This is a genomic window from Rhizobium sp. BK512 (genome assembly GCF_014194915.1).
Lineage (GTDB): Bacteria > Pseudomonadota > Alphaproteobacteria > Rhizobiales > Rhizobiaceae > Rhizobium.
Genome location: NZ_JACIAS010000008.1, coordinates 175894 through 201301, shown reverse-complemented (window position 1 = coordinate 201301; position 25408 = coordinate 175894). Strand labels below are relative to the sequence as shown.

Sequence of the window (25408 nt, the reverse complement as noted above, 5' to 3'; positions counted from 1 at the left end):
TGGAATGCGGCAAGGTATTAGCGTTCCGCAGATGCGAGGGCAATACGAAGAACGACATTTGCTGGGCTAAGCGCGCGGGGCGAACATTTTACGTCGAATGCCGCCTCGCTGGAATGAAAAAAGCCGTGCACATGGCACGGCTTTTTTGAATTCCACAAGCCGGACTTACTGTACCGGCTGCTCCATGCCCGAAGTGGTGTCCAGCGCCAGTTCGGCATTGCCGTCCATCTCGTAGATGTCGTCGCGGAACTGGACGACGCCGTCGGGCATGCCCCAGGCCGAGATATAGACGAAGTAAACAGGTACTTCGGTCGCGAGCTTGATCGGCGTGTTGGTGCCGCTGGCGATGACCTGTTCCATCTGCTGGCGGTTCCAGCCGGGCGTTTCACGCAGCAGCCAGTTCGACAGGTCGCGGACGTTCTGGACGCGCACGCAGCCGGACGATTCAAAGCGCATGAGCTTGTTGAACAGGCCCTGCTGCGGCGTGTCGTGCATATACTCGCCGTTCTTGTTGTAGAAGTTGATCTTCGTGGACGCCATGGCGTTGATCTTGCCCGGGTCCTGACGGAACATCAGGTTCGGCGCCTCACCGTTCCAGTCGACGGTCTCGGGGGCGACTTCGTTGCCCTTGCCGTCGATCAGGCGGATGGCATTCTTTTCGAGATAGGTCGGATCCTTGCGCATCAGCGGCACGATGTCCTTCTCGACGATGGAGCGGGGTGCCGTCCAGTACGGATTGAGAATGACCTCGTAAACCTTCGAGTTGACGAGATGCGTCGGGCGGCTCAGGCGGCCGACAACCGCGGTATGGCGCGTCGCAACGCTGCCGTCTTCAACGGCTTCCACATAGGCGGCCGGAATGTTGACCATCAGGTGGCGGCGGCCGAGATCTTCCGGGAAGGTCTGCAGGCGGATGAGGTTGGTGTTCAACTGCTGCAGGCGCACATCAGCCGGGATGTTCATCGCCTTCAGCGTGAATTCGCCGAGCACGCCATCAGCCGGCAGGCCGTGGCGGGCCTGGAAGCGCTTGACGGCACCATCGACATAAGAGTCGAAAGCATTGGAAAGACCAGCCTCACGCGGCAGGTCGCCGGTGATCGCCAGACGCTGGCGCAGGGCCTGGACGGTGGGGGAGCTGACGCCGAGCTGCAGGCGTTGATCGCCCGGATTGACCTCGGGCCAGCCGCCGGCGGACGCGATCTGCTGATATTGCATGATCGCCTGCTGCGTGCTCGGCACCGACTGCGGGCTGAGGATCGGGGTATTGGAAAGGACGGCCGTCGCCGTGCGCGAGGCAGCCTTGGCGTCGAACTGGTCGTCCCAGTTGCCGCGCTTCGGGGCATTCAGGAGCCCATCGAGCGCCGATTGCGCGAATGCGGGTGCGGCCAGCGCGCCGGCGCCAACCGTTGCCGCCGAAGCCAGGAAGGCGCGGCGCGAGAGAGCTTCAATTCCGTTCTTTTTAGACATTCGTCCCAACCACTCAATGCCACGGTGGAGGAAGCCGCGGCCCTTTGCGATATCCTGCGCCTTAACGCAGATCCCTATCCGTTCGTTCTTCCGGCGCAGCAGGAAATTCCGCCAGTCCCATCACAAGATTGCGAGCAACCTGGATGGTGCCAATGGTCCGTCGAGGACGCCGACTATCGAATATTCCGCTGTCACATCAATATGGCCAATTCGTGTTGCCGGGCCGGAAGACAGACTGCCGGTTGCCGGAAACCGATGCAACGCACCACATGACGGGTAAACCGTGAGGGTTAATAACGACTAAAAAACGGCTTGAATACGGGGCGTTTCGGTTGGCTGGCGTGCGTTGCAAAGATGCCACGCAGAGGTGGGTGGATGCTTTTGGGCGTTGTCAAGGCGTCCGGCCGTGCGGAAGACCTGAACTACCTCCGCCTCATCAAGAGCAGGTCTGCGGCGCAGCGGCAGAAAAGCGTATCGCGGAGGAAATTTGCGGTTCTTCAAGAGGAAGAGCGCGCCGTCACCGGCGACCAGTCATATGTTCCGCAAGAGCCGTTGAAGCACCAACATATATCGGGCCATATGACGAACCCAGCCCGCGCCGGTCACTTTCGGAAGGGCCGCGCGTAGAGTAAGCCTTTGGCACGCGCCAACCCGCGAGCCCGCCAATGCTGGAATTTTTAGACGAACTCGTAAAAGCGACTGTAAAACTCCTGCCATCAGTAAAGTTCGACAAAAGCCGTCCCGTGCACCGGCTTTTGTCGAACTTTACGCGACCATCATCGAGGATGCGGACAGCGCCGTGGCATGTCAGGATGGACCAGACAGCCTTCCGTATATGCAAATTCAGCCGCGACCAGTTGAAACAGGCGCAACCAGTCAGGATCACCCTTGCCGTGCTTGTAGTCTTCGCCACGGTACAGGCTGAGGGCCTCGACCGCAGTGGCCCATGAGTGCTGGAGCCGCGTGCGTATCTGCAGTTCAACACGCCGTCCGTCAAATGGAGCAGATCGCCCTTTCCCACAGAACTCGAACACAGCGTGATGGCTGCGGTACCCGTCGAGTTTTGGCTCGTCTATGTACGGATATTGACGGCGCACGGTGTGCGGGAAGTCAGCCTGAATAGAGGCTAGAAGCGCACGCACGCCCTGAATATCGTCCATGATTGCGCGACACCCACCCAAGTCGTTCATTTGGTCAAGCTTCATCGTCCCGGACGACAGTTTGCGCCGAATAGAATGCATGCGCTTTGGCCGGGATGCCGTCAGCCCGCCCATCTGCAAGGCACGCATGCGGTGCTGAATCGAAAGCCGCACGCTGCGCATCGGATAGACATGGGAATCCCGCCAGCTGTTGGCGATCTTGAAGGTTTCAAGAACGTCAGCGCGGCTTAAATCGCTTTCGCTGTCGAATGAAAGATGACCCTTCAACAGTTCGCCAGCTCTGCGAACTTCATTCATGCTGAAAGATAGGTGAGGATATTTCGACATCGATTCGAGTATACTGCGTTTCGGCAGACCAAACCAATCAGACAAGCCATCGGCGCCCGCAATTCACAGGATTAGTGCTTCAGATTGAAGATTTTCGCTGACTTTGGCCCTTGTTCCAGTTTAAGCTCTCACCGCGGTCACGGGGATCGAACCACTCCCCGCCGTACTTGGCTATAAGGCTTCAGTTCCACCCTTGGTGGCGAAGCAATGCACGATGTAGTGATGGTCTTCATAGAAAACGGATGGTGGCGCACGCCCCGCATAGGCATTGCGCAAAACGCGTCTTGTTCGGCGCCGAGCTTGCCGAGCGATAGCTCGGCTAGCAACGCCACCTGATGGGGCCAGCCACGGTCTATCGCGGCCGGGGTCAGTTCGCCTTTGCGTCGCGACATCCGCGATGTGTTCTATTTTAGTTTATTTGTCTCAGCCTTTTCGAACAGGGTGAATTTCGCGAGCAAATTTTTACGCTCTTGCCACTTCGCGATCTCGATTTCGTTGCCGCGCTTCTCAGCCTCCTTGAGGTCGTCTTCAACGCCCTTTGCAGCGGTGTCGAAGGCTTTCGCGAGGGCATAAAGTGCACCGACTATTTTAAGCGCCAAGGTCAGAAACGCGATTGAAAGAAACGGGGGCTCCGGGGGTTTCTGAAAAGCCAGCACATCAGAAAATGCGGCAACGGCAAGACCTGCGGCGATCACGATTTCGAGCACGACGACCGAATACTTCTCAAAGCGCTTTGTCATAAAAAGCAGAAATCCGAGGCAAGCAAACATGACCACCGCGATGATGCCAATCTGGATTGGCGTGCTGCTCGCAGCAACTAGCAGCGCGGCCACACCGAGTATCAAAAGGGTCGTAAATGCTGCACCACTGAGACGAAGTTTTTGTTCCATGATTTGGCTCCTTGTTTTCATTCCTGCTAGAGCCGGACACGTTAAAATTGCGTCTCCTAAATCTGCTTCTCACGGCAAACGCGCTCACATGGATAATAGACGGTAAGCGCGAATTGTGCTTCTCGGCTACGCCGCCACCCCCAACTCCCTGCGACGAGTTTGTACCATCCGACGCTCACGCTCCTGATTCCTAAGCCGAATGGTATCGATACGTTCCTGAGAAGCTTTGAGATCATCAGGCGATGCTTCAGCCTTCACCGGCGATGAGGTCATTCCAGCCTTCGTGGTTGAGCCAGGTCATCGGGTGCGGAATTAACCACCCCCGTCCTTCGTCCAAGCTCGCAGCGGAAGCCGGATCGTGGCTGGCGCGAATAGCAGAAAAGCGCATCGCGGAGGGAAAGCCGCGTGCGCTTCAGGTGCCGATTGGAGGTCGGAAATCGTCGGCATTCATGCGGCGCGGATCCGCGCCACCTGTGCCATCTCGTGCCCTTTGATGCGGCCACTGCCGAACAGGGCATTCTGGTGTTCAAGCCTGGGGACAGATCGTCGCCATCCTTACAGACGATACAAAATCTGATCGTTCCAGAAGCGATCCAGCCGCTGCAGGAGCTTGTTCATCTGCGTAAACTCGTCGGTGCCGATGCCGCCGACCTTGTCGATCGAGGCGATGTGGCGTTCGTAGAGCCGGGCGACCGTTTCGGCGATGTCCTGGCCGGTTTCGGTCAGGCTGATACGGACCGAGCGGCGGTCGATGCGCGAGCGCTGGTGGTTGATGAAGCCGAGGTCGACCAGCTTCTTGACGTTGTAGGAAACGTTCGAGCCGAGATAGTAGCCGCGGGAGCGCAGCTCGCCGGCCGTCAGTTCGGAGTTGCCGATGTTGAAAAGGAGCAGCGCCTGGATGGCGTTGACGTCGCTGCGGCCCTGACGGTCGAACTCGTCCTTGATGACGTCGAGAAGACGGCGATGAAGACGTTCAACAAGATGAAGGGATTCCATGTAAAGATCACGGATGCCCTGCTCGTGTGCATGGAAAGTCGATGCCGCCTGCGGCTTGATTTTCGTGTTCATTTGACTGCCTCACTGTTTTGTTTGGCGGTGTCGTTTTCTTCCCGCCTTGAGTGAGACCCTATCGAATACATATAAAATTCGACTTAAACCGCAGGCTTAACAGAGGCTTACGAAAACCCCTTGATGTATCAGGGTAAATCAACGCTTACCTGACGACGCTGCCGGCGCCGCTCCAGCCACAGGGAAAGCCTGAAAATCCAGTAGATGACGGCCACGATCACATGAAGCAGGATGATCAGCCGGTTGGCCCCGAAGATCTGCGGCAGCAGGCCGTACATGAGGATCTGGCCGCCTGCGGCCAGCACCCAGATGACCGGCCCCCAGGAAACGGTGAGCCAGAGCCCGAGCGAGGCAACCGGGAAAAGAACGGCAAGGCTGGTGCTTGCGACCTTCCATGGCAGGCTCAACAGATCGAACCGGCCGGCGCCGACCAGCGAGTAACCGACGAGCATCGCCCAATACTGAAGACCGAACCAGAAGCAGGAAACGGCGACGAGCCGCAGGAAGAAGATGAAGAGGATATCCGTCAGCGTCCGTTTCGGCATCGTCGGAGAATCAGTTTCCATGGGCGAGACATCACACTCAATGTTACGGCTTCAGTTTCAGGCTTTCATCCGCCGCGGCCAATCGTCCGGTTTGGATTTTCCGGGGCGCATGATAATGAGCGCTCCAATAAATGGAATGGCCCAGGGACAGATATCATGCAGGACAAGACGCATCTCGTCGATGAAATCACCGGTCACCGCCGTATGCGGCGCAACCGCAAGGCCGACTGGACGCGGCGGCTGGTGCAGGAAAACCGCTTGACGGTCGACGATCTGATCTGGCCGATCTTTATCGTTCCGGGGACCGGCATCGTCGATCCGATCGCCGCCATGCCCGGTGTCAACCGCATGAGCGTCGACAAGGCGGTCGAGGCGGCGAAGGAAGCGGCCGATCTTGGTATCCCGGCCATCGCCACCTTCCCCGATATAGAGATGGAATTGCGCGATGAGACAGGGTCGAACAGTCTTGTCGCCAATAACCTCATCAATCAGACGACGGCTGCCATCAAAAAGGCAGTGCCCAATATCGGCATTATTACTGATGTGGCGCTCGACCCCTTCACCAGCCACGGGCATGACGGCATCCTGCGCGACGGCGAAATCGTCAATGACGAGACGGTCGACCAGGTCGTCAAGGCCGCGATCCTGCAGGCCGATGCCGGCGCCGACATCATTGCTCCCTCGGAAATGATGGACGGACGCATCGGCGCGATCCGCCGCGGGCTCGATGCCGCCGGGCATCAGAGCGTCGGCATCATGTCCTATGCAACGAAGTTTTCCTCCGGTTTCTACGGGCCCTATCGCGAGGCGATCAATACCAAGGGCCTGCTGAAGGGTGACAAGAACAGCTATTACATCAATCCGGCGAACGGTACGGAAGCGCTGCGCGATGCCGCCCTCGACGTCGAGGAAGGCGCCGACATGCTGATGGTGAAGCCGGGACTTGCCTATATCGACATATGCTGGCGCGTGAAGGAGGCTTTCGGCCTGCCGACTTTCGCCTATCAGGTGTCCGGCGAATATTCGCAGATCAAGGCTGCGGCGATGAATGGCTGGATAGACGGCGAGCGGATCATGATGGAGACGCTGCTTGCCTTCAAGCGCGCCGGTTGCGACGGCATCCTCACCTATTTTGCGCCGGAAGTGGCCAAAATCCTCGCAAAAAGGTGATTTTCGGTCGAATTATTGTATTTCCCCCTGACGATACCATATCAGCCGCATCGTCTTTCGAAGGGAGATATGGATGAGCTACAATCCCAATCCGCTTTATGCCGCACCGGAGGACTGGCGCGCCTATAGTGGTGTGCTCAGCCGTCGCGTCTTCGCATTCATCCTCGACTATGTCATCGTGGCCCTGCTCTGCATTCCGGCGGCGATCGTGGTGTTCTTCCTTGGGATCGTCACGCTGGGGCTCGGCTTCATCCTTTATCCGGCCCTGTTCGTCATCGTAGCAGGCCTGTACTTTGGCTTGACTGTCGGCGGTCCATCGCAGGCTTCGCTTGGCATGCGCGCGATGGGTATCGCGATCGTGCGCGTTGATGGAAGGCCGATGGACTTCATCCTGGCGGTTGCTCACCTGGCGCTCTTCTGGATCCTGAACTCTGTGTTGACGCCGCTGATTCTGCTGGTCGGCCTATTCACGGAACGCTCGCGCCTGCTGCACGATTTCCTCGTCGGCACGGCGACGATCCGCACCAACTGATTCCCTGTCGGCGGGGACGAAATAAAGTCTCCGCCCGCCCTTTGCCGGCCACAAAAAGGCGCCATATCCAAGAAATCGAATATTCGATTGCGCGGCACTGAATGCCGTGCTGTTGACGTTTTTTATTCTTGCGTCATGCTGTCTGGAATGACAGGCGCCCCGAAAGGAAATCTCCGCAAGAGATGAATACCCAGACTACGCCATCCCCGCAGTTTTATCTGACGGCTCCGGCTACGTGTCCGTATCTGCCGCATGAGATGGAGCGCAAGGTCTTCACTCACCTCGTCGGCCCGCGCGCTGCAGAGATGAACGACATTTTGACTCAGGGCGGCTTCCGCCGTTCCCAGAATATCGCCTACCGCCCCGCCTGCGAGGCCTGTCGGGCCTGCGTCTCGGTGCGGATCCTGGCACAGGAGTTTCAGCCTACCAAATCGATGAAGCGGGTGCTGGCGAACAATTCCGACATCATCGCGACGGAATTCCCTGCCCAGCCGTCGAGCGAGCAATACTCCCTCTTCCGCCGCTATCTCGATTATCGCCACCAGCAGGGCGGCATGTCCGACATGACCGTGCTCGATTATGCGATCATGGTGGAAGATACGCATGTGAATACGAAGATCATCGAATATCGTCGCCGCGAGGAAGGCTCCGGCCTGGAGACGCGTCCCAAGGGCGAGTTGCTTGCCGCCGCGCTGACCGACACGATGAGCGACGGCCTTTCCATGGTCTATTCCTACTTCAACCCGGACCTCGACCGGCGTTCGCTCGGCACTTTCATGATCCTCGACCATGTGCACCGCACCAGGGCGCTCGGCCTGCCACATGTCTATCTTGGCTACTGGGTTCAAGGATCGCGGAAGATGGATTACAAGACACGCTTCCAGCCGCAGGAACATCTGACGCCGCGCGGCTGGGAACGTTTCGATCCCTCTTCTCTCGAGGACGATCCGCAGGACTGATGCCCCTTCCCCACCTTTCCGATCATCGGAAGGGCCTGCTGCTGACGGCGATCGGCGGGCTGGCACTTTCCGTGGACATTCCGCTCGTTCGCCTCGCCGATGGCGATATCTGGTCGATCCTCAGCGCGCGAAGCCTGGCGACGGTTCTTGCCACATTCGTCATGCTGCTTGCGATGCGCCTGTTCTCCGGCAGGTGGCCGCCACTCGTGCCCGGTCGCCCCGGCCTGCTGGCCGGACTGCTTTACGGGCTCTCTTCGGTCACCTTCGTCTTGGCAGTCTTCAATACGTCCACGGCGAACGTCGTCTTCATCGTTGCCTTCAACCCGATGTTCGGAGCACTGCTGTCGTGGCTATTTCTCAAGGAGAAGCCGCAGCCGGTGACCTTGATCGCGATGCTGTTCATGATCTTCGGGGTCGGCCTGATCGTGCGCGAGGGACTTTCGAGCGGCCACGTCTTCGGTGACGCCATGGCGCTTTTAAGCGCGCTGGTGCTTGCCGCCGCCATCACAGTCGGTCGTGCCTCGCGCCGGGAGATGGGCTTCGTGCCGCTGCTTGCCGCAATCCTGCCGGCAGCACTCGGCCTGGCGCAGGTCCTGCCTTCGGGACTTTCGATCGCTCACCCCGGCTGGATCGTCTTCAACGGCGCCATCATGATGCCGGTCGCCTTCTGGTGCCTGGCGACGGGACCGCGATATCTTTCCGCGCCTGAAGTCGGGATGTTCTACCTGTTGGAAACGGTGCTTGCGCCGATTTGGGTCTGGCTGATCTTCGCCGAAACGCCAGCCGCGATGACGCTTGTCGGTGGTGCGATACTGGTCGCGGCGATCGCCGGCCATTCTGTCTGGATGGCGAGGGGCAGAAGCGTTCAACTCGCTTGATTGACAAATGATTATGACCTATCCATTGTTATAACTCTGTTATTACGGGAAGCGACTATGAACGTCACCATCCGCAAAATCGGCAATTCGGAAGGGGTCATCATTCCGAAGGAAATACTTCAACGTCTGGGGCTCAGCAGTGGCGATAGCCTTGAGTTGCGTGAAACGGACGGCACAATCCAGCTGGTCCCGGAATCCGCAGATCTCGCAGAGCAGATGCGCGCTGCACGCATCGGCATGGAAAAATATAGGGTTGCCCTTCGTGAACTCGCGAAATGAGTCGCTTGAAGTGGCTCAGTCGGGAAGCGATTGAAAAGATGCATGAAGAGCAGATCACCGAACACGGAGGTCTGCCAGGGCTTCGCTCTTTCGATTCATTGGAAATGGGCTTGGCACGACCGATTAACAAAGCCGCTTATGGCGAGCCGGATATTTTCGTGTTGGCAGCAGCATATCTGCATGGGATCATTCGAAACCATCCTTTCGCGGACGGCAACAAGCGCACCGGGTACCTCGCAGCTTTTACGTTTCTCTATATCAACGGCTACCTTGTCGACGCTGACAACGCGCAGATCATCACATTCGTGCAGGATGTCGCGGCAGGCGAAATAGACGAAGACGGCGCAACCCGCTTCCTGCGCGATCACACAGTTCCGCTCACGCCGTAGCGCCAGCAGACTGGCCGGCTTCTGGATTCGATCGTTTCGAACCTCCGGAAAGCTCCAGTTCCCGATCCAGCCCTTCGACGATATGCGTCCAGCCCTGACGGGTCTTTTCCTCGTATTCCGCCCATTCCGCGCACATTTCGTGCGTGAGGGTCAGGCGGCTGCCGCTGCCGAGTGGTTCGATGTCGATTTCCACGCGATCGCAATTGTGGTCGTGTTCCTCGACCGAGAAGCAGAACACGATGTGTCGGGGGCGCTTCAACTCCAGGAATAAGCCGTGATGAAAGGCGTCGCCGGTCGGGCGGCGGTCGACGATGATGAAGCGGCCGCCGACGCGCGGCTCGATATCGGCGCGCACGACATGGCCCTCATCGGTTGCGAATAAAAAGCGGCGGGCAATTTCGGGATTGAGCCAGGCATCATAGACCGTGGCAGGGGGCGCCCTGTAGCTGTGGGCGACATGCAGTTTGATGGTATTTGCGGCGGCCATCGGCATTCCTCCGTTGTGTTCGCACGCTCTTCCAAGCGCACGGCTTATGGCCATCCCGCCCGCCCGCGGAACGACGTTGCCCTTCTTGTTGGCCTTTCTTTTTGGTGACAGGACTGAGATAGAGGAATTGCTCCGCCCGCCAAGGGCGGAGCCTCAAAATTCCCGGATCAGCCGGCGAATTTGCCGCTGCGTGGGAAGCCCTTCGGCACAGTGCGCCCTGCGGTGGCGCGGTCCGCCAGCCACTCGGCAAGCTCGTCCTTGTTCTTGGTGAAGGTGCGGCCGGCACTGTCTTCCCAGCTCAGGCCATCGGTGATGGCAAAGCAGCGAACATCGGAAATGCCGCCATCCTTATAGCGCTGCAGGCGCACGCCCTTGCCGCGCGTCATTTCCGGCACCTGGCTCAGCGGGAAGACCAGCATCTTGCGGTTTTCACCGACGACGGCGATGTGATCGCCGGTCACGGGCACGAGAAGCTTGGTCTCATCCGGCATGGAGACGTTCATGATCTGCTTGCCCTTGCGGGTATTGGCGACCATTTCCGCTTCCGGCACGACGAAGCCGTTGCCGACCGTCGAGACGATCAGCATCTTGCGTGCCGCATCGTGGACGAAGGCAGTCAATACGTCCTGATCGTTTTCCATGTCGATCATGATGCGCAGCGGCTCGCCATGGCCGCGGCCGCCGGGCAGCTTGTCGCCGCCGAGCGTGAAGACCTTGCCGCCGGTCGTGACGATCAGGATCTTGTCGGTCGTCTGCGCCGGGAAGGCCACCTTCAAGCCGTCGCCTTCCTTGAAGGCCAATGTCGACGTATCGGAAATGTGACCCTTCAAAGCGCGGATCCAGCCCTTTTCGGAGACGACGACGGTGATCGGTTCCTTCTCGATCATCGCGTGCTGGACGGCTTCTTCGTCGGCATCGGGCGCTTCGGCAAACTGCGTGCGGCGGCGGCCGATCTCGGTCGCCTTGGCGAATTTCTTCTTCACCTCGCCGATTTCCCAGGAGACCGTCTGCCACTGCTTCTCGTCGGAAGCGAGCAGCGCCTCGATATCGGCCTTTTCCTTGGTGAGCTCGTCGTGCTCCTTGCGGATCTCGAATTCTTCGAGCTTGCGCAGGGCGCGCAGCCGCATGTTGAGGATCGCCTCGACCTGAACGTCGGTCAGGTCCCAGCGTTTCATCATGACAGGCTTCGGCTCATCCTCTTCGCGGATGATACGGATCACCTCATCGATGTTGAGGTAGGCAACGAGCAGGCCGCCGAGGATTTCGAGGCGTCTGTCGATAGCAGCAAGGCGGAAGCGCGAGCGGCGCTGGAGGACCTCGCGGCGGTGCGCCAGCCACTCCTTCAGCACTTCGTTCAGCGCCATCACGCGCGGGATGACGCCCATCGACAAGACGTTCATGTTCAGCGGAAAGCGGCTTTCCAGCTCCGTCAGCTTGAACATGGATTCCATGAGGATCGTCGGATCGACGGTGCGGCTCTTCGGCACCAGAACGACACGAATATCCTCGGCCGATTCGTCCCTGATATCTTCCAGGAGCGGCAGCTTGCGGGCGATCAGGAGTTCGGCGATCTTTTCGATCAGGCGCGACTTCTGCACCTGGAAGGGAATTTCGGTGATAACGATCTGATAGCCGCCGCGGCCGAGATCTTCCGTTTCCCATTTTGCGCGCACGCGAAAACCGCCACGACCGGTGCGGTAGCTCTCGATGATGCTTTCTCTGTTATCGATGATGATGCCCCCGGTCGGGAAATCGGGACCAGGGATGAATTCGACGAGCTTTTCGACCGTGGCATCGGGATGCTTGATCAGATGCAGTGCTGCGTCGCAGACCTCATGCACGTTGTGCGAAGGAATGGACGTCGCCATGCCGACGGCGATACCCGAGGAACCGTTCGCGAGAAGGTTCGGGAAAGCGCCGGGAAGAACGATCGGCTCCGAATTGGATTCGTCGTAAGTATCGCGGAAATCGACGGCATCCTGATCGATGCCTTCGAGCAGCAGTTCGGAGACCGCGGTCATCTTCGATTCGGTGTATCGCATGGCGGCGGGACTGTCGCCGTCGATATTGCCGAAATTGCCCTGGCCGTTCACCAGCGTATAGCGCTGCGAGAAATCCTGCGCCAAGCGCGCCAGCGCGTCATAGATCGACTGGTCGCCATGCGGGTGATAGTTACCCATCACTTCGCCGACGATCTTGGCGCATTTCCTGAAGGCCGCGTTGGGGCGCAGACCCATGTCGTTCATCGCGTAGACGATGCGGCGATGGACTGGCTTCAGGCCATCGCGCACATCAGGCAGGGCGCGGTGCATGATGGTCGACAAGGCATAACGAAGGTAGCGCTCTTCGAGCGCCGCCTTCAGGTCGACCGGTTGAATATTATCGTCGTCTCCGCCGGAAGGCGGTAAAATCTCTTGTCCCATGGAACCCTGACTAGCTCAGAAACCCCTGTGGGGCAAGGAATCCGGGCGCTCCGGCTGTGGATGACGTCTTCATGCTGACACGAAAGCTGTAAAAGGTGACAGCTGAATTTGGACTCTGTTTGCCTATCCTCTCAATAAAAATTTAGGGGTCTGCAAATATAAAGCCGGACCGTTCCGCAGTAGCTTCTTTGTAATAGTCAACGGCACTTGCCATCCAGGGGACTTTCTCATGACCTTTTACCGCACAACGCGGCTGATGCTGTCGAGCGCAGCCATTCTATCGTTCGCTGGTTCTGCGTTCGCGCTGGACGGCCAGGATCTCCTGAAAAAGATCAATGCCGCTTACAGCCAGCAGGGCGGAACAGTGACCGCCGATTCCGTCGATATCGACGGCACGACGATCACGCTGAAGAACACCAGCTTCAAGCCGAATGCCGGCGAACCGATCGCCATCGGCGACATCACCCTCTCGGGCGTCGAAGAGCAGGATGACGGCAGCTACTATATCGAAGAGGCAGCCTTCCCCGACATCAGTTCATCCAAGGAGGGCGTGACCGTGAGCGCCCAGGAAATGACGCTCGGCGACATCTCCGTTCCCGCCCAGCCGGGCGATACGATCGACTCCATGTTCTTTGCCGAGAGCGCCCATACCGGTCCGATCAAGGTCGTCAAGGATGGTGCCGAGGTCTTCTCGGTACTCGAAAGCGACATGAACGCAACGCTGCGCGAAGATGAATCCGGTTTCGATTTTGACGGCGCCTTCAAGAGCATGAAGGCCGATCTCAGCCAGGCCGGAGATAGCCCGGACAGCAAGGAAGCGATCGAGAAACTGGCGCTTCAGCACATCCAGGGCGACATCACCATGAAGGGCGCTTGGGATATCGAGCCCGGCACGATCGATCTCTCGGAGATATCTTTCGACATCACCAATGTCGGCAAGCTGAACTTCGGCTTCAAGATCTCCGGCTACACGATGGCCTTCATGAAATCGATGCAGGACGCGGTCAAGCAGTCCGAAGCCAACCCCAACAAGGAAGAAGCACAGCAGGCGCTCGGCCTCGCCATGCTCGGACTTGCCCAGCAGCTGACATTCGATTCCGCGCAGATCCGCTTCGAGGATGCATCGATCACCAAGCGCGCGCTGGACTATGCCGGTTCGAAGCAGAACGTCTCCGGCCAGCAGATGGCGGATTCGCTGAAGGCGATGACGCCGATCATGCTCGCGCAGCTCAACATTCCGGAGCTGCAGAACGCGATTTCGGCTGCGGTCAGCACCTTCCTCGACAATCCGAAGAGCCTGACCGTCAAGGCCACGCCTGAGAAGCCGGTCGCATTCCCGATGATTGTCGGCGCTGCCATGGGTGCACCGAACACGGTGCCGCAGATGCTTGGGGTGAAGGTTTCGGCGAACGACTGAGTTAGTCTCAACCCAACAAAAAAGCCCGGCGATATCTTCGCCGGGCTTTTTTGTTTTGTGAAGCCTGCCTTAGTCTTTCTTCTGCGGCGGGATCGGGCGGATCGCCAGTTCGCGCAGCTGGGCGGTCGTTGCCGGTGTCGGCGCGCCCATCAGCAGATCCTGGGCCTGCTGGTTCATCGGGAAGAGCGAGATTTCGCGCAGGTTCTTCGCGCCGACGAGCAGCATGACGATACGGTCGATACCGAAGGCAGCACCGCCATGCGGCGGCGCGCCGTACTGGAAGGCGCGGTAGAGGCCGCCGAAACGATCCTCGACGTCCTGCTGGCTCAGGCCCACCTTTTCGAAGGCGGCGACCATGGTTTCCGGCGACTGGTTACGGATCGAGCCAGAGGCGATTTCGAAGCCGTTGCAGACCGCGTCGTACTGGAAGGCCTTGATCGTCAGCGGGTCCTGATTGGTCAGCGCATCGAGGCCGCCCTGCGGCATAGAGAACGGATTGTGGGCGAAGTCGACCTTCTTCTCGTCTTCGTTCCATTCGAAGAACGGGAAATCGACGATCCAGCAGAGTTCGAAGCGGTCGCGGTCGATGAGGTTCAGCTCGTCGGCGGCACGGTTGCGGGCTTCGCCTGCGAACTTGTAGAACTTTTCCGGTTCGCCGGCGACGAAGAAGCAGGCGTCGCCGTCACCGAGGCCGAGCTGGTTGCGGATGGCATCCGTACGCTCTTCGCCGATGTTCTTGGCAAGCGGGCCGGCACCTTCGAGCTTTTCGCCTTCCTTGCGCCAGAAGATATAGCCGAGGCCGGGCTGGCCCTGGCTCTGCGCCCAGGCGTTCATGCGGTCGCAAAAGGCGCGCGAACCGCCGGTCTTGGCCGGGATCGCCCAGACCTGAACCTTCGGGTTGGAGGCGATCATGTTGGCGAAGACCTTGAAGCCGGAGCCGGCGAAATGGTCGGTTACGGCTTCCATAACGATCGGGTTGCGCAGATCAGGCTTGTCGGAGCCGTATTTGCGGATCGCTTCGTCATAAGGGATGCGCGGCCATTCCTTGGTGACCGGCTTGCCTTCGGCGAATTCCTCGAAAATGCCGGTCATCAGCGGACCCATCGTGTTCCAGACGTCTTCCTGGGTCACGAAGCTCATTTCGAGGTCGAGCTGGTAGAACTCGCCCGGCAGGCGGTCGGCACGCGGGTCTTCATCGCGGAAGCAGGGCGCGATCTGGAAGTAACGGTCGAAACCGGCAACCATCAGCAGCTGCTTGTACTGCTGCGGAGCCTGCGGCAGGGCGTAGAAAGTGCCGGGATGGATACGGCTCGGCACGAGGAAGTCGCGCGCGCCTTCCGGCGAGGAAGCCGTCAGGATCGGCGTCGTATATTCGGTGAAACCGACATTGGCCATTTCGCGGCGCATGGCGGAGATCACCTGCGTGCGCTTGACGATGTTCTTATGCAGCGTCTCGCGGCGCAGGTCGAGGAAGCGGTACTTGAGGCGAACGTCTTCCGGGTAGTCCGGCTCGCCGAAGACGGGCAGCGGCAGTTCCTTGGCCGCAGAGAGAACTTCGATCTCCTGCGCATAGAGCTCGATCTCGCCGGTCGGCATGTTCTTGTTGACGGTGTCTTCGGTACGCGCCTTGACGAGGCCGTCAATGCGGATCACCCATTCGCCGCGAACGGTTTCGGCCATCTTGAAGGCCGGGCTGTCCGGATCGGCAACCACCTGGGTGACGCCGTAGTGATCGCGAAGGTCGATAAAGAGCACGCCGCCATGATCTCGGACACGGTGGACCCAGCCGGAAATACGGACATTCGAGCCGACGTCCGACTTGCGGAGAGCGGCGCATGTGTGGCTGCGGTAGCGATGCATGATCTCAAATCCTGGCATTTGGCTTAAGACGGCGGCATGGCCCTCGGGACCTTCACGCCGACAAGAAAATCGGGCGGACAAGCGCATGGACGCTCTGATTTGTCAAGACTTGGCGCGGCCAGCGGGCCGTTTGCTCCCTCGTTTCCGAATGAGCCAGGACACTTGCGCTGCGGCAGTTTGGCTGAAGGCTGCGTATTGATGAAAAGGATAGTCAACTTTAAAAGGAGGCATCATTCAAGACGGAACCTGCCGATGCCCCTCCTCACCCGCCGCAATCTGCTCAAGGCTTCCGCCGTCGCCGGCGCCTATGGCGCGGGCATGGCGATTGCCGGGCGCTTCGGACTGGCGGAGGCCGCGCCCGAGCCGCGCATCCTGACGGCGCGCAGGACCGCGGCGCGGATCATGGACGCCGCACCGACGCGGGATATCATGACATGGGGCGACGAGGGCCTGCCGCCGGTGCTGCGCATGCCGCGCGGCAAAACCTATGCGGCGCGCCTGACGAACAGCCTGGACGAACCGACGACGATCCACTGGCACGGACTGCGCATCGACAACAAGATGGACGGCGTGCCCTTCATGACGCAGCCCTACGTCTATACGAACGACAGCTTCGATTATCTCTTCACGCCGCCGGATGCCGGAACTTTCTGGTATCACCCCCACTGCAACACCCTAACCCAGATGGGCCACGGCATGACCGGCGTGCTCGTCGTGGAAGATCCCGCCGATCCGGTCTTCGATGCCGAGATCGTGCTCAACCTGCGCGACTGGCGGCTTGGTGGCGATGGTCAGTTCATCGCGCCGTTCCGCCCGCGTGATGCAGCAAAGGCCGGCACCTATGGAACGGTGCGGACCGCCAATTGGCACCAGGAGCCGAAATATGATGCACCGGCGGGCGGGCTCGTGCGCCTGCGTATCGCCGTCACCGACGTGACCCGCATCTTCTCGCTCAAGATGGAAGGCGCAGACGCCACGGTTATCGCTATCGACGGCAATCCGGTGCCGAAGCGCTTCCCGCTCGATCTCCTGCAGATCGGACCGGGACAGCGGCTCGACCTTGCCGTTCGCATGCCGGATAGCGAGGGGGCGGTGGCCACGCTGGAAGATATTCGCGGTACGACGCCGAAGGTGATCACGCGCTTCAGCGCCACCGGGCAGTCACTGAAGCGCAATATCGGCGATCTCGGCGCGCTTGCAGAAAACCCGATGGCGAAGGCTGATCTTTCTTCGGCAGAGACAATTCCACTTGTCTTGTCCGCCACCGCAGAGAATGCCGCCGTCGAAAGCATCTGCGGCACGCTCGGCTACAGCTTCTGGGCCATCAACAAGGTGCCGTGGCCGGGCGATACACCCGATCCGACCGCACCGCTCGCTGAACTGAAGCTCGGCAAGAGCTACGTCTTCAACCTGGAAAACGTCACGCCGCATACGCATCCGATCCATCTGCACGGCATGAGCTTCACCGTCATCTCGTCCTCGACGCGGGAGGTGATGCCGCTCGTCTCCGACACCTATCTCATTCAGCCGGACGAAAAGGTGCAGCTCGCCTTCGTCGCTGACAATCCGGGTGACTGGCTGTTGCATTGCCATATCATCGAGCATCAGAAGACGGGCATGACGAGCTATCTTCGCGTGGTTTGATATTGCGCAGCGGTTATCACCTCGGCGACACAGCAGCCGCAGAAAACATCACCTGCATCATGGCGAATAAGACTTCGTAAAGGTGAAGCCCGCTGACCATATTGACATATCTCTTCGAAAGGGGAAGGAAGGTTTAACTGACCTCTTCCTTGCGAATGAATTGATATGATCGAAACCACCGCCGATCTGGCGGCCGCCTGCAAAGAGCTGGCCAAGTCCGATTTCATTACCATCGATACTGAATTCCTGCGTGAGACGACCTTCTGGCCGGAACTGTGTCTGATCCAGATGGCGAGCCCAACGGTGGAGGTGCTGGTCGATCCTCTGGCGAAAGACATCGATCTTTCGCCCTTCTTCGAGCTGATGGCCAATCCTGATGTGCTGAAGGTATTTCACGCGGCGCGGCAGGATATTGAAATCATTTTCAATCGTGGCAACCTGATCCCTCACCCGATCTTCGATACGCAGGTCGCCGCCATGGTCTGCGGCTTCGGTGACAGCGTTTCCTACGACCAGCTCATCAGCCGCACGAAGAACGTCCATATCGACAAGTCCTCGCGCTTTACCGACTGGAGCCGTCGGCCGCTCTCCGACAAGCAGCTCGAATATGCGCTGGCCGATGTCACCCATCTGCGCGACGCCTATCTCTACCTCAAGGCCGAACTGGAGCGCGAGGGCCGTGCCTCCTGGCTGCGCGAGGAAATGGACATTCTGGAATCGCGCGAGACCTACGATATCCACCCTGACGATGCGTGGCAGCGGCTGAAGCTTCGCCTGCGCAAGCCGCAGGAGCTGGCGATCCTGAAATATGTCGCCGCCTGGCGGGAGCGCGAGGCGCGGTCGCGCAACGTGCCGCGTTCGCGGGTGCTGAAGGACGATGCGATCTACGAGATCGCCCAGCAGCAGCCGAAGGACGCCGAGGCCCTCGGGCGCCTGCGCACAATTCCGAAGGGCTGGGAGCGCTCGGCCACGGGTGCTGCGGTGCTCGAAGCGGTCAATACAGCGCTTGCGCTGCCACGTTCCGAAATGCCGCATGTGCCGCGCCAGGCACAGCCGCCGGAAGGTGCGGCGGCGGCCGTCGAGCTTCTCAAGGTGCTGCTCAAGCTGATTTCCGAAAAGCACGGCGTGGCGCCGAAGGTAATCGCCAACAGCGACGACCTCGACAGGATCGCGGCTGAGGGCGAAACGGCAGATGTCGCGGCCATGCATGGATGGCGGCGCGATCTGTTCGGCGAGCCGGCGCTGCAGCTCATCCGTGGCGAAATTGCTCTGCGCTTCGTTGGCCGCAAGGTCGAAACCGTCGCGCTCCCAGCGTAGATCGTGGCAGGGGCCTTCGGCCCGGCTGTCGCGTTTCAACTCGTTGTTTGACGTGTGTCGTCAGCGCAAAAATCGCTTCGTACCTTTGTGCGCGCTGCCTTAAATTCGAAATATCTTGACCATAGCACTGCGCCGGAAACAATAGCCGAATGAAGTGCTTCGGCGAAAGGGCGGCATGAGAGAGATATCCCCGACGCAGAACTGGATCCTGATTGCGCTCGTCCTTGGACTCAGCGGCGTGGTCTACGATCTGTACTTCTTTGCCGGTCAGACGCCCATCATCGGAGCGATCTTCGCGCTTTTCATCGGCATGCCGATCCTCGCCTTCGAACGCAAGGCGCTGTTGCGCGGCCTCTATCGGCGCATACAAAGACTGCCGACCCTGCTCTTCATCATCTCCGAGCTCGTCATCTATGAAATCCTGATGAGCATCGGCTTTGCCGCTGCCGGTTTCCTCCTTACTCTGCTTGGCGCTCTGAAGCCGCCGAAGATGATCGACGTGCTGATCATGCCGTTCGACATCTTTCTCTATGCGCTTGCCGTCTGCGCAACATTGATCTTCCTGCTCCGGGTGCGGGAACTGCTCGGGCGCGAGGTCTTCATCAGCATGCTGATCAGCCGCTATCGCAGACCGATGAAGGAAGAGCGGGTCTTCCTGTTCATCGATCTCGCCGAATCCACGGCCTTTGCCGAAAAGCACGGGGACCTGCGCGCACAACAGCTTCTGAGCTCGCTGTTTGCCGCCTTCGCCGAGCCTGTGCGGCGCAACAAGGGCCTGATCAACGATTATGTCGGCGACGCGGCGATCATCACTTGGCCACTGGCGCGCGGCGTCAAGGATGCGCGTTGCGTGCGCTGCCTTTTCGATATCCTTGCCGATATCGAAGCCAATGCCGCAAGCTGGAAGAAGAGCTACGGCCATGTGCCGAAGCTCAGGGCCGCCCTTCACGGCGGCAGCGTCATTACGGCTGAGGTCGGCGTCGACCATCATAAGATCAGCTTCTTCGGTGATACGGTGAATACCACTTCGCGGCTGGAATCGCTCTGCCGAACATTGAACCGGCCGGTGCTGATTTCCGCCGAGCTCGCCAAGCGCATGACGTTGCCCGAGGAGATTGTCGGCGAGAATCTCGGCAATCACGCTGTGCGCGGCCGTGGCCAGGGGCTGGATGTCATCGCCCTTTCCTCGCGCGCCGTGACCGTCCTCAATCAGCCTGCGACCCTGCGGCGCGGTTGAGCCGTAGCTTTCCGCACACGTCACCAAAGCTTCACCCAACCGTCAATGTGCCGACATGAATGCCCTGCTAAGCGGATGGCGCTTTTGCACTCCGTTCTATGGGGACATCATGAAGAACGCTCTTTTCGCTTCCGTATCACTTTTCATGCTCGTCGCAGGCTCCGCCTCCGCCGACCAGCAACTCTTCCCGGCAAAGCTGACCAGCCAGGCGATCCTGCCTGCCAACACGGTCGTTCCGGCTCCCGCCGATGCGCCGGCTTTTCTCAAGACCTCGGGCAAGTTCACGACCCCTGACCGCAAGCGCACCGAGAAGCTCGGCACGATTGACGGCAAGGACGGCGCCCGCGTCACCGACGTCAAGCTGCCGCTCGACGGCCAGCCGATCCAGGGTTTTTCCGGCATCAAGACCATGGCCGACGGCACCTTCTGGACGCTCTCCGACAACGGCTTCGGCTCGAAGTTCACCTCGTCCGACTCCATGCTGTTCCTGCATCAGCTGAAGTTCGACTGGAACGCCAGCAAGGTTGACGTCGTCAAGAACCTCTTCCTGTCTGACCCGAACAAGATCGCTCCGTTCCCGATCGTCACGGAAGCCTCGGACACGCGTTACCTGACCGGTGCCGATTTCGACATCGAATCCGTACAGCCGGTTGCAGACGGCTTCTGGCTCGGCGACGAATTCGGCCCCTACCTCCTGAAATTCGACACCGAAGGCCGCCTGACGGACGTCATCCCGACGACGCTCGATGGCAAGCCGGTCCTGTCCCCCGACAACCCGTTGATCCAGCTGCCGGCCAACCCGGCGGCCAAGATGCCGGCCTTCAACCTGAAGCGTTCCGGCGGCTTCGAGGGCCTCGCCATGTCGAAGGACGGCTCCAAGCTCTACGGCCTGCTGGAAGGCGCAATCTATGTCGACGGCCAGATGGAAACCGCTGACGGCCACACCGCCATCCGCGTCATCGAGTTCGACGTCGCCTCCAAGAAGTGGACCGGCCGCAGCTGGCTCTACCCGTTCGAAGACAAGGGTGCTTCGATCGGCGACTTCAACATGCTCGACGAGACCACCGCTCTCGTGATCGAGCGCGACAATGGCGCCGGCACGAAGGACAAGGCATGCGCCGATCCCAAGCAGCCGAAGCCGGATTGCTTCGAAGCTCCGGCTGAGCTGAAGCGCGTCTACAAGATCGAGTTCAACGATGCCAACGTCGGCAAGTCTGTCCGCAAGATCGGCTATATCGATCTCCTGAACATCCAGGATCCGGACAACAAGAGGAAGGCCGGCGATATCCCCGGCGTCTACAACATGCCCTTCGTGACGATCGAAAACGTCGACCGCGTCGATGCCACGCACATCATCATCGGCAACGACAACAACCTGCCCTTCTCGGCCGGCCGCGCTGTCGACAAGGCTGACAATAACGAGTTCAGCATCCTCGAAGTCGGCGAGTTCCTGAACGCGAAGTAATCCGCAATTTAGTACGAGATTGAGAGGGCGGCGCGAAAGTGCCGCCCTTTTGCTTGGCCATTGGCGCTGGGGCTGAACGGTCAGGCAGCCTGCCCGACCTGTCTACTCGAAGCGGAAGGCCAGCCGCTTGTTCGTCAGCCGCGACAATTGCTGCAGACGGCCGTCCAGTCGTTCTCCGGCGAAATCGCGGTATTCGTGCGGAACCACGAATTCCAGATCGAGATCGGGGGTGGAAGCTTTGCGGAATCTCAGATTGCGCACAATGCCCGGCATGGAAGCCGAGAAGAGATAGACGACGCGCAACATGCCGCCGAGCAGCTTTGCGCGGTCGATGAAGGCAGGACCGGCGATCGTCGCAAGAGGTGCCGTGGAGCCGTCGTCATGCAGACCTTCGAAGCGGTAGTAGTTGGTCAGCGCGATGAAGGCGCGGCCGGGATGGCTGATGCCGACGAATGAGGAGTGAGCAATCACGTTCAGCGCCTGAGCGCCGCGATAATCAGGATGCGCGCGCCAGCTGATATCGGCCAGCAGGCAGGCGGCCTGACGATACCGGCTTTCCTCGTCGGTTTCCTGAACGCCGAAATACGGCATCATGCGGCCGGTCCAATCGGCCAGCTCGCGGGCATGTTCCGGCGAGCGGGCACGCAGGATCGCAAGCTCGCCGGCGGCAGCCAGCAGCGGATCGGCGCGGCGTTCGGATTCGGACAGCAGCGAAAAGAGATAACCTTCACGCACGCCCTGCGCGGAGAAGGAGATCACCGAAGGCTTCATGGCGTTCAGCACTTCCTTCATGGCAATGGCGCCGAAGGGAAGCAGTGAACGGCGGTGCTTGGAAACCGCCTGCAGAGCCGGCTCCTTGGAATCCTTGGCGGTGACGACCTGATCCAGGAACTGCGTCATGCCTTCGAGAGACACCTCGTAGCCCTGCATCATGTGCAGTGGATAACGAGTGATCTCCATGTGCAGCTTGGCAATGTTTCGCCAGGTGCCGCCAACGGCATAGAAGGTGCGCCCCTCCCCCTTGGAGAGAAGCTTGGCAGTCTTGACCTGCTTGCGGGCAAAGGCGCGCGCCTTGGCGAGCGACCCGCCGGCATATTCGGAGAGGCGCAGACCGCCGAGCGGCAGGGTAATACCGCCGCTGACATCCTTGCCCCTGATATCGATCAGTTCCAGAGAACCGCCGCCGAGGTCGCCGGCAATGCCATCGGGATTGTAGAAGCCGCTGATGATGCCGAGCGAGGCAAAGCGTGCCTCTTCCTCGCCCGACAATATACGGACGTGCCGCTGCAAGATCGTCTCGGCCTGATGGATGAAATCGGGGCCGTTGCTTGCCTCGCGCGCAGCGGCCGTGGCCAGCACATACATGGTGGCCGCGCGTGCCTGATCAGAAAGAGCCTTGAAACGATGAAGAGCCTGAAGCGCGCGTGCGACGCTTTCCTCGTCCATCTTGCCGGTCAGGGCTATGCCCTTGCCGAGGCCGCAGAGAACCTTTTCGTTGAAGAGGATGGTGGGCGAACGCGACAAGCCTTCGTAGACGACCAGACGGATAGAATTCGATCCGATATCGACAACGGAGACCGGGGCGATACCCGGAAGTCGCCCCTGGGCTTCAGATTCAACCATTAGGTCCAGTTTACTTGTTGTTCCGGCCGGCAAGCAGACCGGCGATCAGCTTCGGCGCACTCGATTTCAGAGCTTCACCGCGGCCCGACAGGCTGGGATTGGTCATGAAATACTGCTGCGCATTGAACGGTTCCTCGCCCTTGCGCACTTCCATGCGCCGTGACGTACCGTCGGGCAATATCTCGTAGCTTTGTTGATTGTCAATCACGTTGCCGAGCATAATCTGTGACAAAACCTGCTCGTGAACGGTCGGATTTGTCAGCGGAACCATCGTTTCGACGCGGCGATCGAGGTTTCTCGGCATCATGTCGGCGGAGCCGATATAGACGAGCGCCTTGTCGGACGGCAGGCCGTAACCATTGCCGAAGCAGAAGATGCGGCTGTGTTCCAGGAAACGTCCGACGATCGATTTGACGCGGATATTGTCCGACAAGCCCGGCACCTGCGGACGCAAGCAGCAGATGCCGCGTACGACGAGATCGATCTCGACGCCGGCGCGGCTCGCCGTATAGAGCGCGTCAATGATGTCGGGGTCGACCAACGAATTCATCTTCATCCAGATCGCTGCCGGGCGGCCTGCCCGAGCATGCTCGATCTCTTCATTGATGTGGCGAATGATGCGCGGACGCAGCGTATAAGGCGAAACGGCGAGCTGCATCCCCTCTTCCGGCTCACCGTATCCGGTGATGAAGTTGAAGATGTTCGCCATGTCGTGGGCAATCACGGGGTTGCAGGTGAAGAAGGAGAGGTCCGTATAGATCTTCGCCGTGATCGGATGGTAGTTGCCGGTGCCGAGATGGCAGTAGGTGCGCAGCTTGCCTTCCTCGCGGCGAACGACGAGCGACATCTTGGCGTGGGTCTTGAGTTCGATGAAACCGAAGACGACCTGCACGCCGGCGCGCTCCAGGTCGCGCGCCCAGCGGATATTGGCCTCTTCGTCGAAGCGGGCCTTGAGTTCGACCAGCGCCGTCACCGACTTGCCGGCTTCGGCGGCATCCACCAGAGCGCGAACGATCGGGCTGTCATTGGATGTACGGTAGAGCGTCTGCTTTATCGCCAGAACGTCAGGATCATGCGCAGCCTGGATAAGGAATTGGACCACCACGTCGAAAGATTCATATGGGTGGTGAACCACCATGTCCTTTTCTCGGATGGCGGCGAAGCAATCACCGGCGTGTTCACGGACACGTTCGGGAAATCGCGCATTGTAGGGCGGAAAGCGTAGGTCGTCGCGCGGCGCCTTGGTGATTTCGGAGAGCGTGTTGAGCGCCAGCAGGCCCGGCAGAACGGCAACGCGATTCTCGGGAATACTGAGTGCCTGGACCACGAACTGGCGCAGCGAGGCCGGCATCTCGGAATCCGTTTCGATGCGGATGACCTTGCCGCGGCGGCGGCGCTTCAGCGCGGTTTCGAAGAAGCGCACGAGATCCTCGGCTTCTTCCTCGACTTCGATATCACTGTCTCGGATGACGCGGAATGTACCCGAGCCCTGTACCTCGTAGCCGGGATAGAGCCGGTGGATGAAGATGTTGGCGACGTCTTCCAGGGTGATGTAGCGGATCGTGTTGCGATCGTCGGGCAGGCGGACGAAACGGTCGAGAGCCGGCGGGAGGCGCAGCAACGCCGTCATCGGCTCGCGGCCGCTGCGGCTGACGAGCTGCAGGCCGATCGAGAACCCGAGGTTCGGAATGAACGGGAACGGATGAGCCGGATCGATCGACAGCGGCGTCAGAACCGGGAAGATCGCCTGCTCGAACTCGTTTGCCAGCCACTGCCGATCGGCGTCGCTCAGCGCACCCGGACGCACGATCAGGATGTCTTCCTTGGCGAGGTACTGCTGCAGGACGGCGAGCGAGGCCTGCTGCTCCATCTGCAGATGATCGATCTCGCTCAGGATCGAATCGAGCTGTTCGGCGGGTGTGCGGCCATCGGGGCTCTTGACGACGATGCTCTGCCGTACCTGGCCTTCGAGGCCGGCGACGCGCACCATGAAGAATTCGTCGAGGTTGGCGGCCGAGATCGACAGGAAGCGCACGCGTTCCAGCAACGGATGCTCGGTGTTCAGCGTCTCCTCGAGGACACGACGATTGAACTGCAGCCAGGAGAATTCGCGGTTGATGAAGCGCTCGGGGCTCGACAGCAGCTGCTCCAGCGGCGGCAGGTCTGTGCTGTTGTTCGGGGTGGATTCCTGATGTTCCTGATATGCACTATCCATGGTCCACTCACCCTGCTCTTATCCGCTTCGGCGAATATATCAGTTTCACGACGGAA

The 25408-nt window shown here is 59.8% G+C and carries 21 protein-coding genes; 11 read left to right on the top strand and 10 right to left on the bottom strand.

Going from position 1 to position 25408, the window contains the following annotated elements; all coding sequences use genetic code 11:
• Positions 1-165 precede the first annotated feature (165 nt).
• From FHX06_RS26740 to FHX06_RS26720, 5 genes are all read right to left on the bottom strand, one after another.
• The gene (locus FHX06_RS26740) at positions 166-1467 is read right to left on the bottom strand and encodes a murein L,D-transpeptidase (protein ID WP_112544668.1); all 1302 of its coding nucleotides are present in this window, start codon (positions 1465-1467) and stop codon (positions 166-168) included.
• 776 nt (positions 1468-2243) lie between these two features.
• Positions 2244-2999 carry a RelA/SpoT domain-containing protein gene (locus FHX06_RS26735; protein WP_246715643.1) on the bottom strand — a complete coding sequence of 252 codons (756 nt, stop codon included), beginning with the start codon at positions 2997-2999 and terminating at the stop codon, positions 2244-2246.
• Positions 3000-3358: 359 nt separating this feature from the next.
• Complete coding sequence (locus tag FHX06_RS26730; RefSeq protein WP_162738562.1) at positions 3359-3844, bottom strand: hypothetical protein; 486 nt, start codon at positions 3842-3844, stop codon at positions 3359-3361.
• A gap of 555 nt (positions 3845-4399) precedes the next feature.
• Complete coding sequence (gene ldtR / locus FHX06_RS26725) at positions 4400-4912, bottom strand: transcriptional regulator LdtR (protein WP_112544669.1); 513 nt, start codon at positions 4910-4912, stop codon at positions 4400-4402.
• A gap of 128 nt (positions 4913-5040) precedes the next feature.
• Positions 5041-5478, bottom strand: a complete 438-nt coding sequence (locus FHX06_RS26720) for a DUF6163 family protein (RefSeq protein WP_112544670.1) — start codon at positions 5476-5478, stop codon at positions 5041-5043.
• A 135-nt stretch (positions 5479-5613) separates the two neighbouring features.
• Between FHX06_RS26720 and hemB the strand changes: the two genes are divergently transcribed.
• From hemB to FHX06_RS26690, 6 genes are all read left to right on the top strand, one after another.
• Positions 5614-6627, top strand: a complete 1014-nt coding sequence (gene hemB, locus FHX06_RS26715; RefSeq protein ID WP_113212471.1) for a porphobilinogen synthase — start codon at positions 5614-5616, stop codon at positions 6625-6627.
• A gap of 73 nt (positions 6628-6700) precedes the next feature.
• On the top strand, positions 6701-7159 hold the full coding sequence (locus tag FHX06_RS26710) for an RDD family protein (RefSeq protein WP_112544671.1): 459 nt from the start codon (positions 6701-6703) through the stop codon (positions 7157-7159).
• Positions 7160-7341: 182 nt separating this feature from the next.
• Positions 7342-8118, top strand: a complete 777-nt coding sequence (locus FHX06_RS26705; protein ID WP_113114914.1) for an arginyltransferase — start codon at positions 7342-7344, stop codon at positions 8116-8118.
• Positions 8118-8996 (top strand): DMT family transporter, encoded by an 879-nt coding sequence (locus tag FHX06_RS26700; RefSeq protein ID WP_113212470.1) that lies wholly within the window; start codon positions 8118-8120, stop codon positions 8994-8996. The genes FHX06_RS26705 and FHX06_RS26700 overlap by 1 nt, the downstream gene beginning before the upstream one ends.
• A 57-nt stretch (positions 8997-9053) precedes the next feature.
• Positions 9054-9275 (top strand): AbrB/MazE/SpoVT family DNA-binding domain-containing protein, encoded by a 222-nt coding sequence (locus FHX06_RS26695; RefSeq protein ID WP_112544673.1) that lies wholly within the window; start codon positions 9054-9056, stop codon positions 9273-9275.
• Entirely contained in the window at positions 9272-9664 is a 393-nt protein-coding gene (locus FHX06_RS26690; protein WP_113212469.1) for a type II toxin-antitoxin system death-on-curing family toxin, read from the top strand. Before FHX06_RS26695 ends, FHX06_RS26690 begins: the two co-directional genes overlap by 4 nt.
• On the opposite strand, the gene FHX06_RS26685 is transcribed toward FHX06_RS26690, so the two are convergent.
• Complete coding sequence (locus FHX06_RS26685; RefSeq protein WP_113212468.1) at positions 9654-10151, bottom strand: SRPBCC family protein; 498 nt, start codon at positions 10149-10151, stop codon at positions 9654-9656. The two genes, FHX06_RS26690 and FHX06_RS26685, sit on opposite strands and share 11 nt — an antisense overlap.
• Positions 10152-10318: 167 nt before the next feature.
• A complete protein-coding gene (gene parC, locus FHX06_RS26680) occupies positions 10319-12574 on the bottom strand; it encodes a DNA topoisomerase IV subunit A (protein ID WP_112544676.1) in 2256 nt (751 codons plus the stop codon).
• Between the two features lie 229 nt (positions 12575-12803).
• Between parC and FHX06_RS26675 the strand changes: the two genes are divergently transcribed.
• Positions 12804-13991 carry a hypothetical protein gene (locus FHX06_RS26675; RefSeq protein WP_183881414.1) on the top strand — a complete coding sequence of 396 codons (1188 nt, stop codon included), beginning with the start codon at positions 12804-12806 and terminating at the stop codon, positions 13989-13991.
• Positions 13992-14060: 69 nt separating this feature from the next.
• Here FHX06_RS26675 and aspS read toward each other — a convergent pair whose 3' ends face one another.
• Complete coding sequence (aspS, locus tag FHX06_RS26670) at positions 14061-15851, bottom strand: aspartate--tRNA ligase (protein WP_183881412.1); 1791 nt, start codon at positions 15849-15851, stop codon at positions 14061-14063.
• A 252-nt stretch (positions 15852-16103) separates the two neighbouring features.
• Here aspS and FHX06_RS26665 point away from each other — a divergent pair, with 252 nt between their 5' ends.
• The 4 genes from FHX06_RS26665 to FHX06_RS26650 all read left to right on the top strand — a co-directional run bounded on the left by FHX06_RS26665 (position 16104) and on the right by FHX06_RS26650 (position 21514).
• A complete protein-coding gene (locus FHX06_RS26665) occupies positions 16104-17495 on the top strand; it encodes a multicopper oxidase family protein (protein ID WP_183881410.1) in 1392 nt (463 codons plus the stop codon).
• Positions 17496-17660: 165 nt separating this feature from the next.
• Positions 17661-18812: a ribonuclease D gene (rnd, locus tag FHX06_RS26660; protein ID WP_112544680.1), complete on the top strand. Its 1152-nt coding sequence runs from the start codon at positions 17661-17663 to the stop codon at positions 18810-18812.
• 175 nt (positions 18813-18987) lie between these two features.
• Positions 18988-20049 (top strand): adenylate/guanylate cyclase domain-containing protein, encoded by a 1062-nt coding sequence (locus tag FHX06_RS35475; RefSeq protein WP_210300632.1) that lies wholly within the window; start codon positions 18988-18990, stop codon positions 20047-20049.
• A gap of 109 nt (positions 20050-20158) precedes the next feature.
• Complete coding sequence (locus FHX06_RS26650) at positions 20159-21514, top strand: esterase-like activity of phytase family protein (protein ID WP_183881408.1); 1356 nt, start codon at positions 20159-20161, stop codon at positions 21512-21514.
• Positions 21515-21616: 102 nt separating this feature from the next.
• On the opposite strand, the gene ppx is transcribed toward FHX06_RS26650, so the two are convergent.
• On the bottom strand, positions 21617-23137 hold the full coding sequence (gene ppx, locus FHX06_RS26645) for an exopolyphosphatase (RefSeq protein ID WP_112968016.1): 1521 nt from the start codon (positions 23135-23137) through the stop codon (positions 21617-21619).
• A 10-nt stretch (positions 23138-23147) separates the two neighbouring features.
• Positions 23148-25352 carry an RNA degradosome polyphosphate kinase gene (locus FHX06_RS26640; RefSeq protein WP_112544684.1) on the bottom strand — a complete coding sequence of 735 codons (2205 nt, stop codon included), beginning with the start codon at positions 25350-25352 and terminating at the stop codon, positions 23148-23150.
• Between the last annotated feature and the right edge of the window lie 56 nt (positions 25353-25408).

Excerpts from the sequence above, each read along its gene's own strand:
- FHX06_RS26695 (WP_112544673.1), top strand. The coding sequence starts at position 9,054 with ATGAACGTCACCATCCGCAAAATCGGCAATTCGGAAGGGGTCATCATT.
- FHX06_RS26640 (WP_112544684.1), bottom strand. The coding sequence starts at position 25,352 with ATGGATAGTGCATATCAGGAACATCAGGAATCCACCCCGAACAACAGC.
- FHX06_RS26685 (WP_113212468.1), bottom strand. The coding sequence starts at position 10,151 with ATGGCCGCCGCAAATACCATCAAACTGCATGTCGCCCACAGCTACAGG.
- FHX06_RS26730 (WP_162738562.1), bottom strand. The coding sequence starts at position 3,844 with ATGGAACAAAAACTTCGTCTCAGTGGTGCAGCATTTACGACCCTTTTG.
- rnd (WP_112544680.1), top strand. The coding sequence starts at position 17,661 with ATGATCGAAACCACCGCCGATCTGGCGGCCGCCTGCAAAGAGCTGGCC.
- FHX06_RS26720 (WP_112544670.1), bottom strand. The coding sequence starts at position 5,478 with ATGGAAACTGATTCTCCGACGATGCCGAAACGGACGCTGACGGATATC.
- parC (WP_112544676.1), bottom strand. The coding sequence starts at position 12,574 with ATGGGACAAGAGATTTTACCGCCTTCCGGCGGAGACGACGATAATATT.
- ldtR (WP_112544669.1), bottom strand. The coding sequence starts at position 4,912 with ATGAACACGAAAATCAAGCCGCAGGCGGCATCGACTTTCCATGCACAC.
- hemB (WP_113212471.1), top strand. The coding sequence starts at position 5,614 with ATGCAGGACAAGACGCATCTCGTCGATGAAATCACCGGTCACCGCCGT.
- FHX06_RS26705 (WP_113114914.1), top strand. The coding sequence starts at position 7,342 with ATGAATACCCAGACTACGCCATCCCCGCAGTTTTATCTGACGGCTCCG.
- ppx (WP_112968016.1), bottom strand. The coding sequence starts at position 23,137 with ATGGTTGAATCTGAAGCCCAGGGGCGACTTCCGGGTATCGCCCCGGTC.
- FHX06_RS26690 (WP_113212469.1), top strand. The coding sequence starts at position 9,272 with ATGAGTCGCTTGAAGTGGCTCAGTCGGGAAGCGATTGAAAAGATGCAT.
- aspS (WP_183881412.1), bottom strand. The coding sequence starts at position 15,851 with ATGCATCGCTACCGCAGCCACACATGCGCCGCTCTCCGCAAGTCGGAC.
- FHX06_RS26710 (WP_112544671.1), top strand. The coding sequence starts at position 6,701 with ATGAGCTACAATCCCAATCCGCTTTATGCCGCACCGGAGGACTGGCGC.
- FHX06_RS26675 (WP_183881414.1), top strand. The coding sequence starts at position 12,804 with ATGACCTTTTACCGCACAACGCGGCTGATGCTGTCGAGCGCAGCCATT.
- FHX06_RS35475 (WP_210300632.1), top strand. The coding sequence starts at position 18,988 with ATGAGAGAGATATCCCCGACGCAGAACTGGATCCTGATTGCGCTCGTC.
- FHX06_RS26740 (WP_112544668.1), bottom strand. The coding sequence starts at position 1,467 with ATGTCTAAAAAGAACGGAATTGAAGCTCTCTCGCGCCGCGCCTTCCTG.
- FHX06_RS26650 (WP_183881408.1), top strand. The coding sequence starts at position 20,159 with ATGAAGAACGCTCTTTTCGCTTCCGTATCACTTTTCATGCTCGTCGCA.
- FHX06_RS26665 (WP_183881410.1), top strand. The coding sequence starts at position 16,104 with ATGCCCCTCCTCACCCGCCGCAATCTGCTCAAGGCTTCCGCCGTCGCC.
- FHX06_RS26700 (WP_113212470.1), top strand. The coding sequence starts at position 8,118 with ATGCCCCTTCCCCACCTTTCCGATCATCGGAAGGGCCTGCTGCTGACG.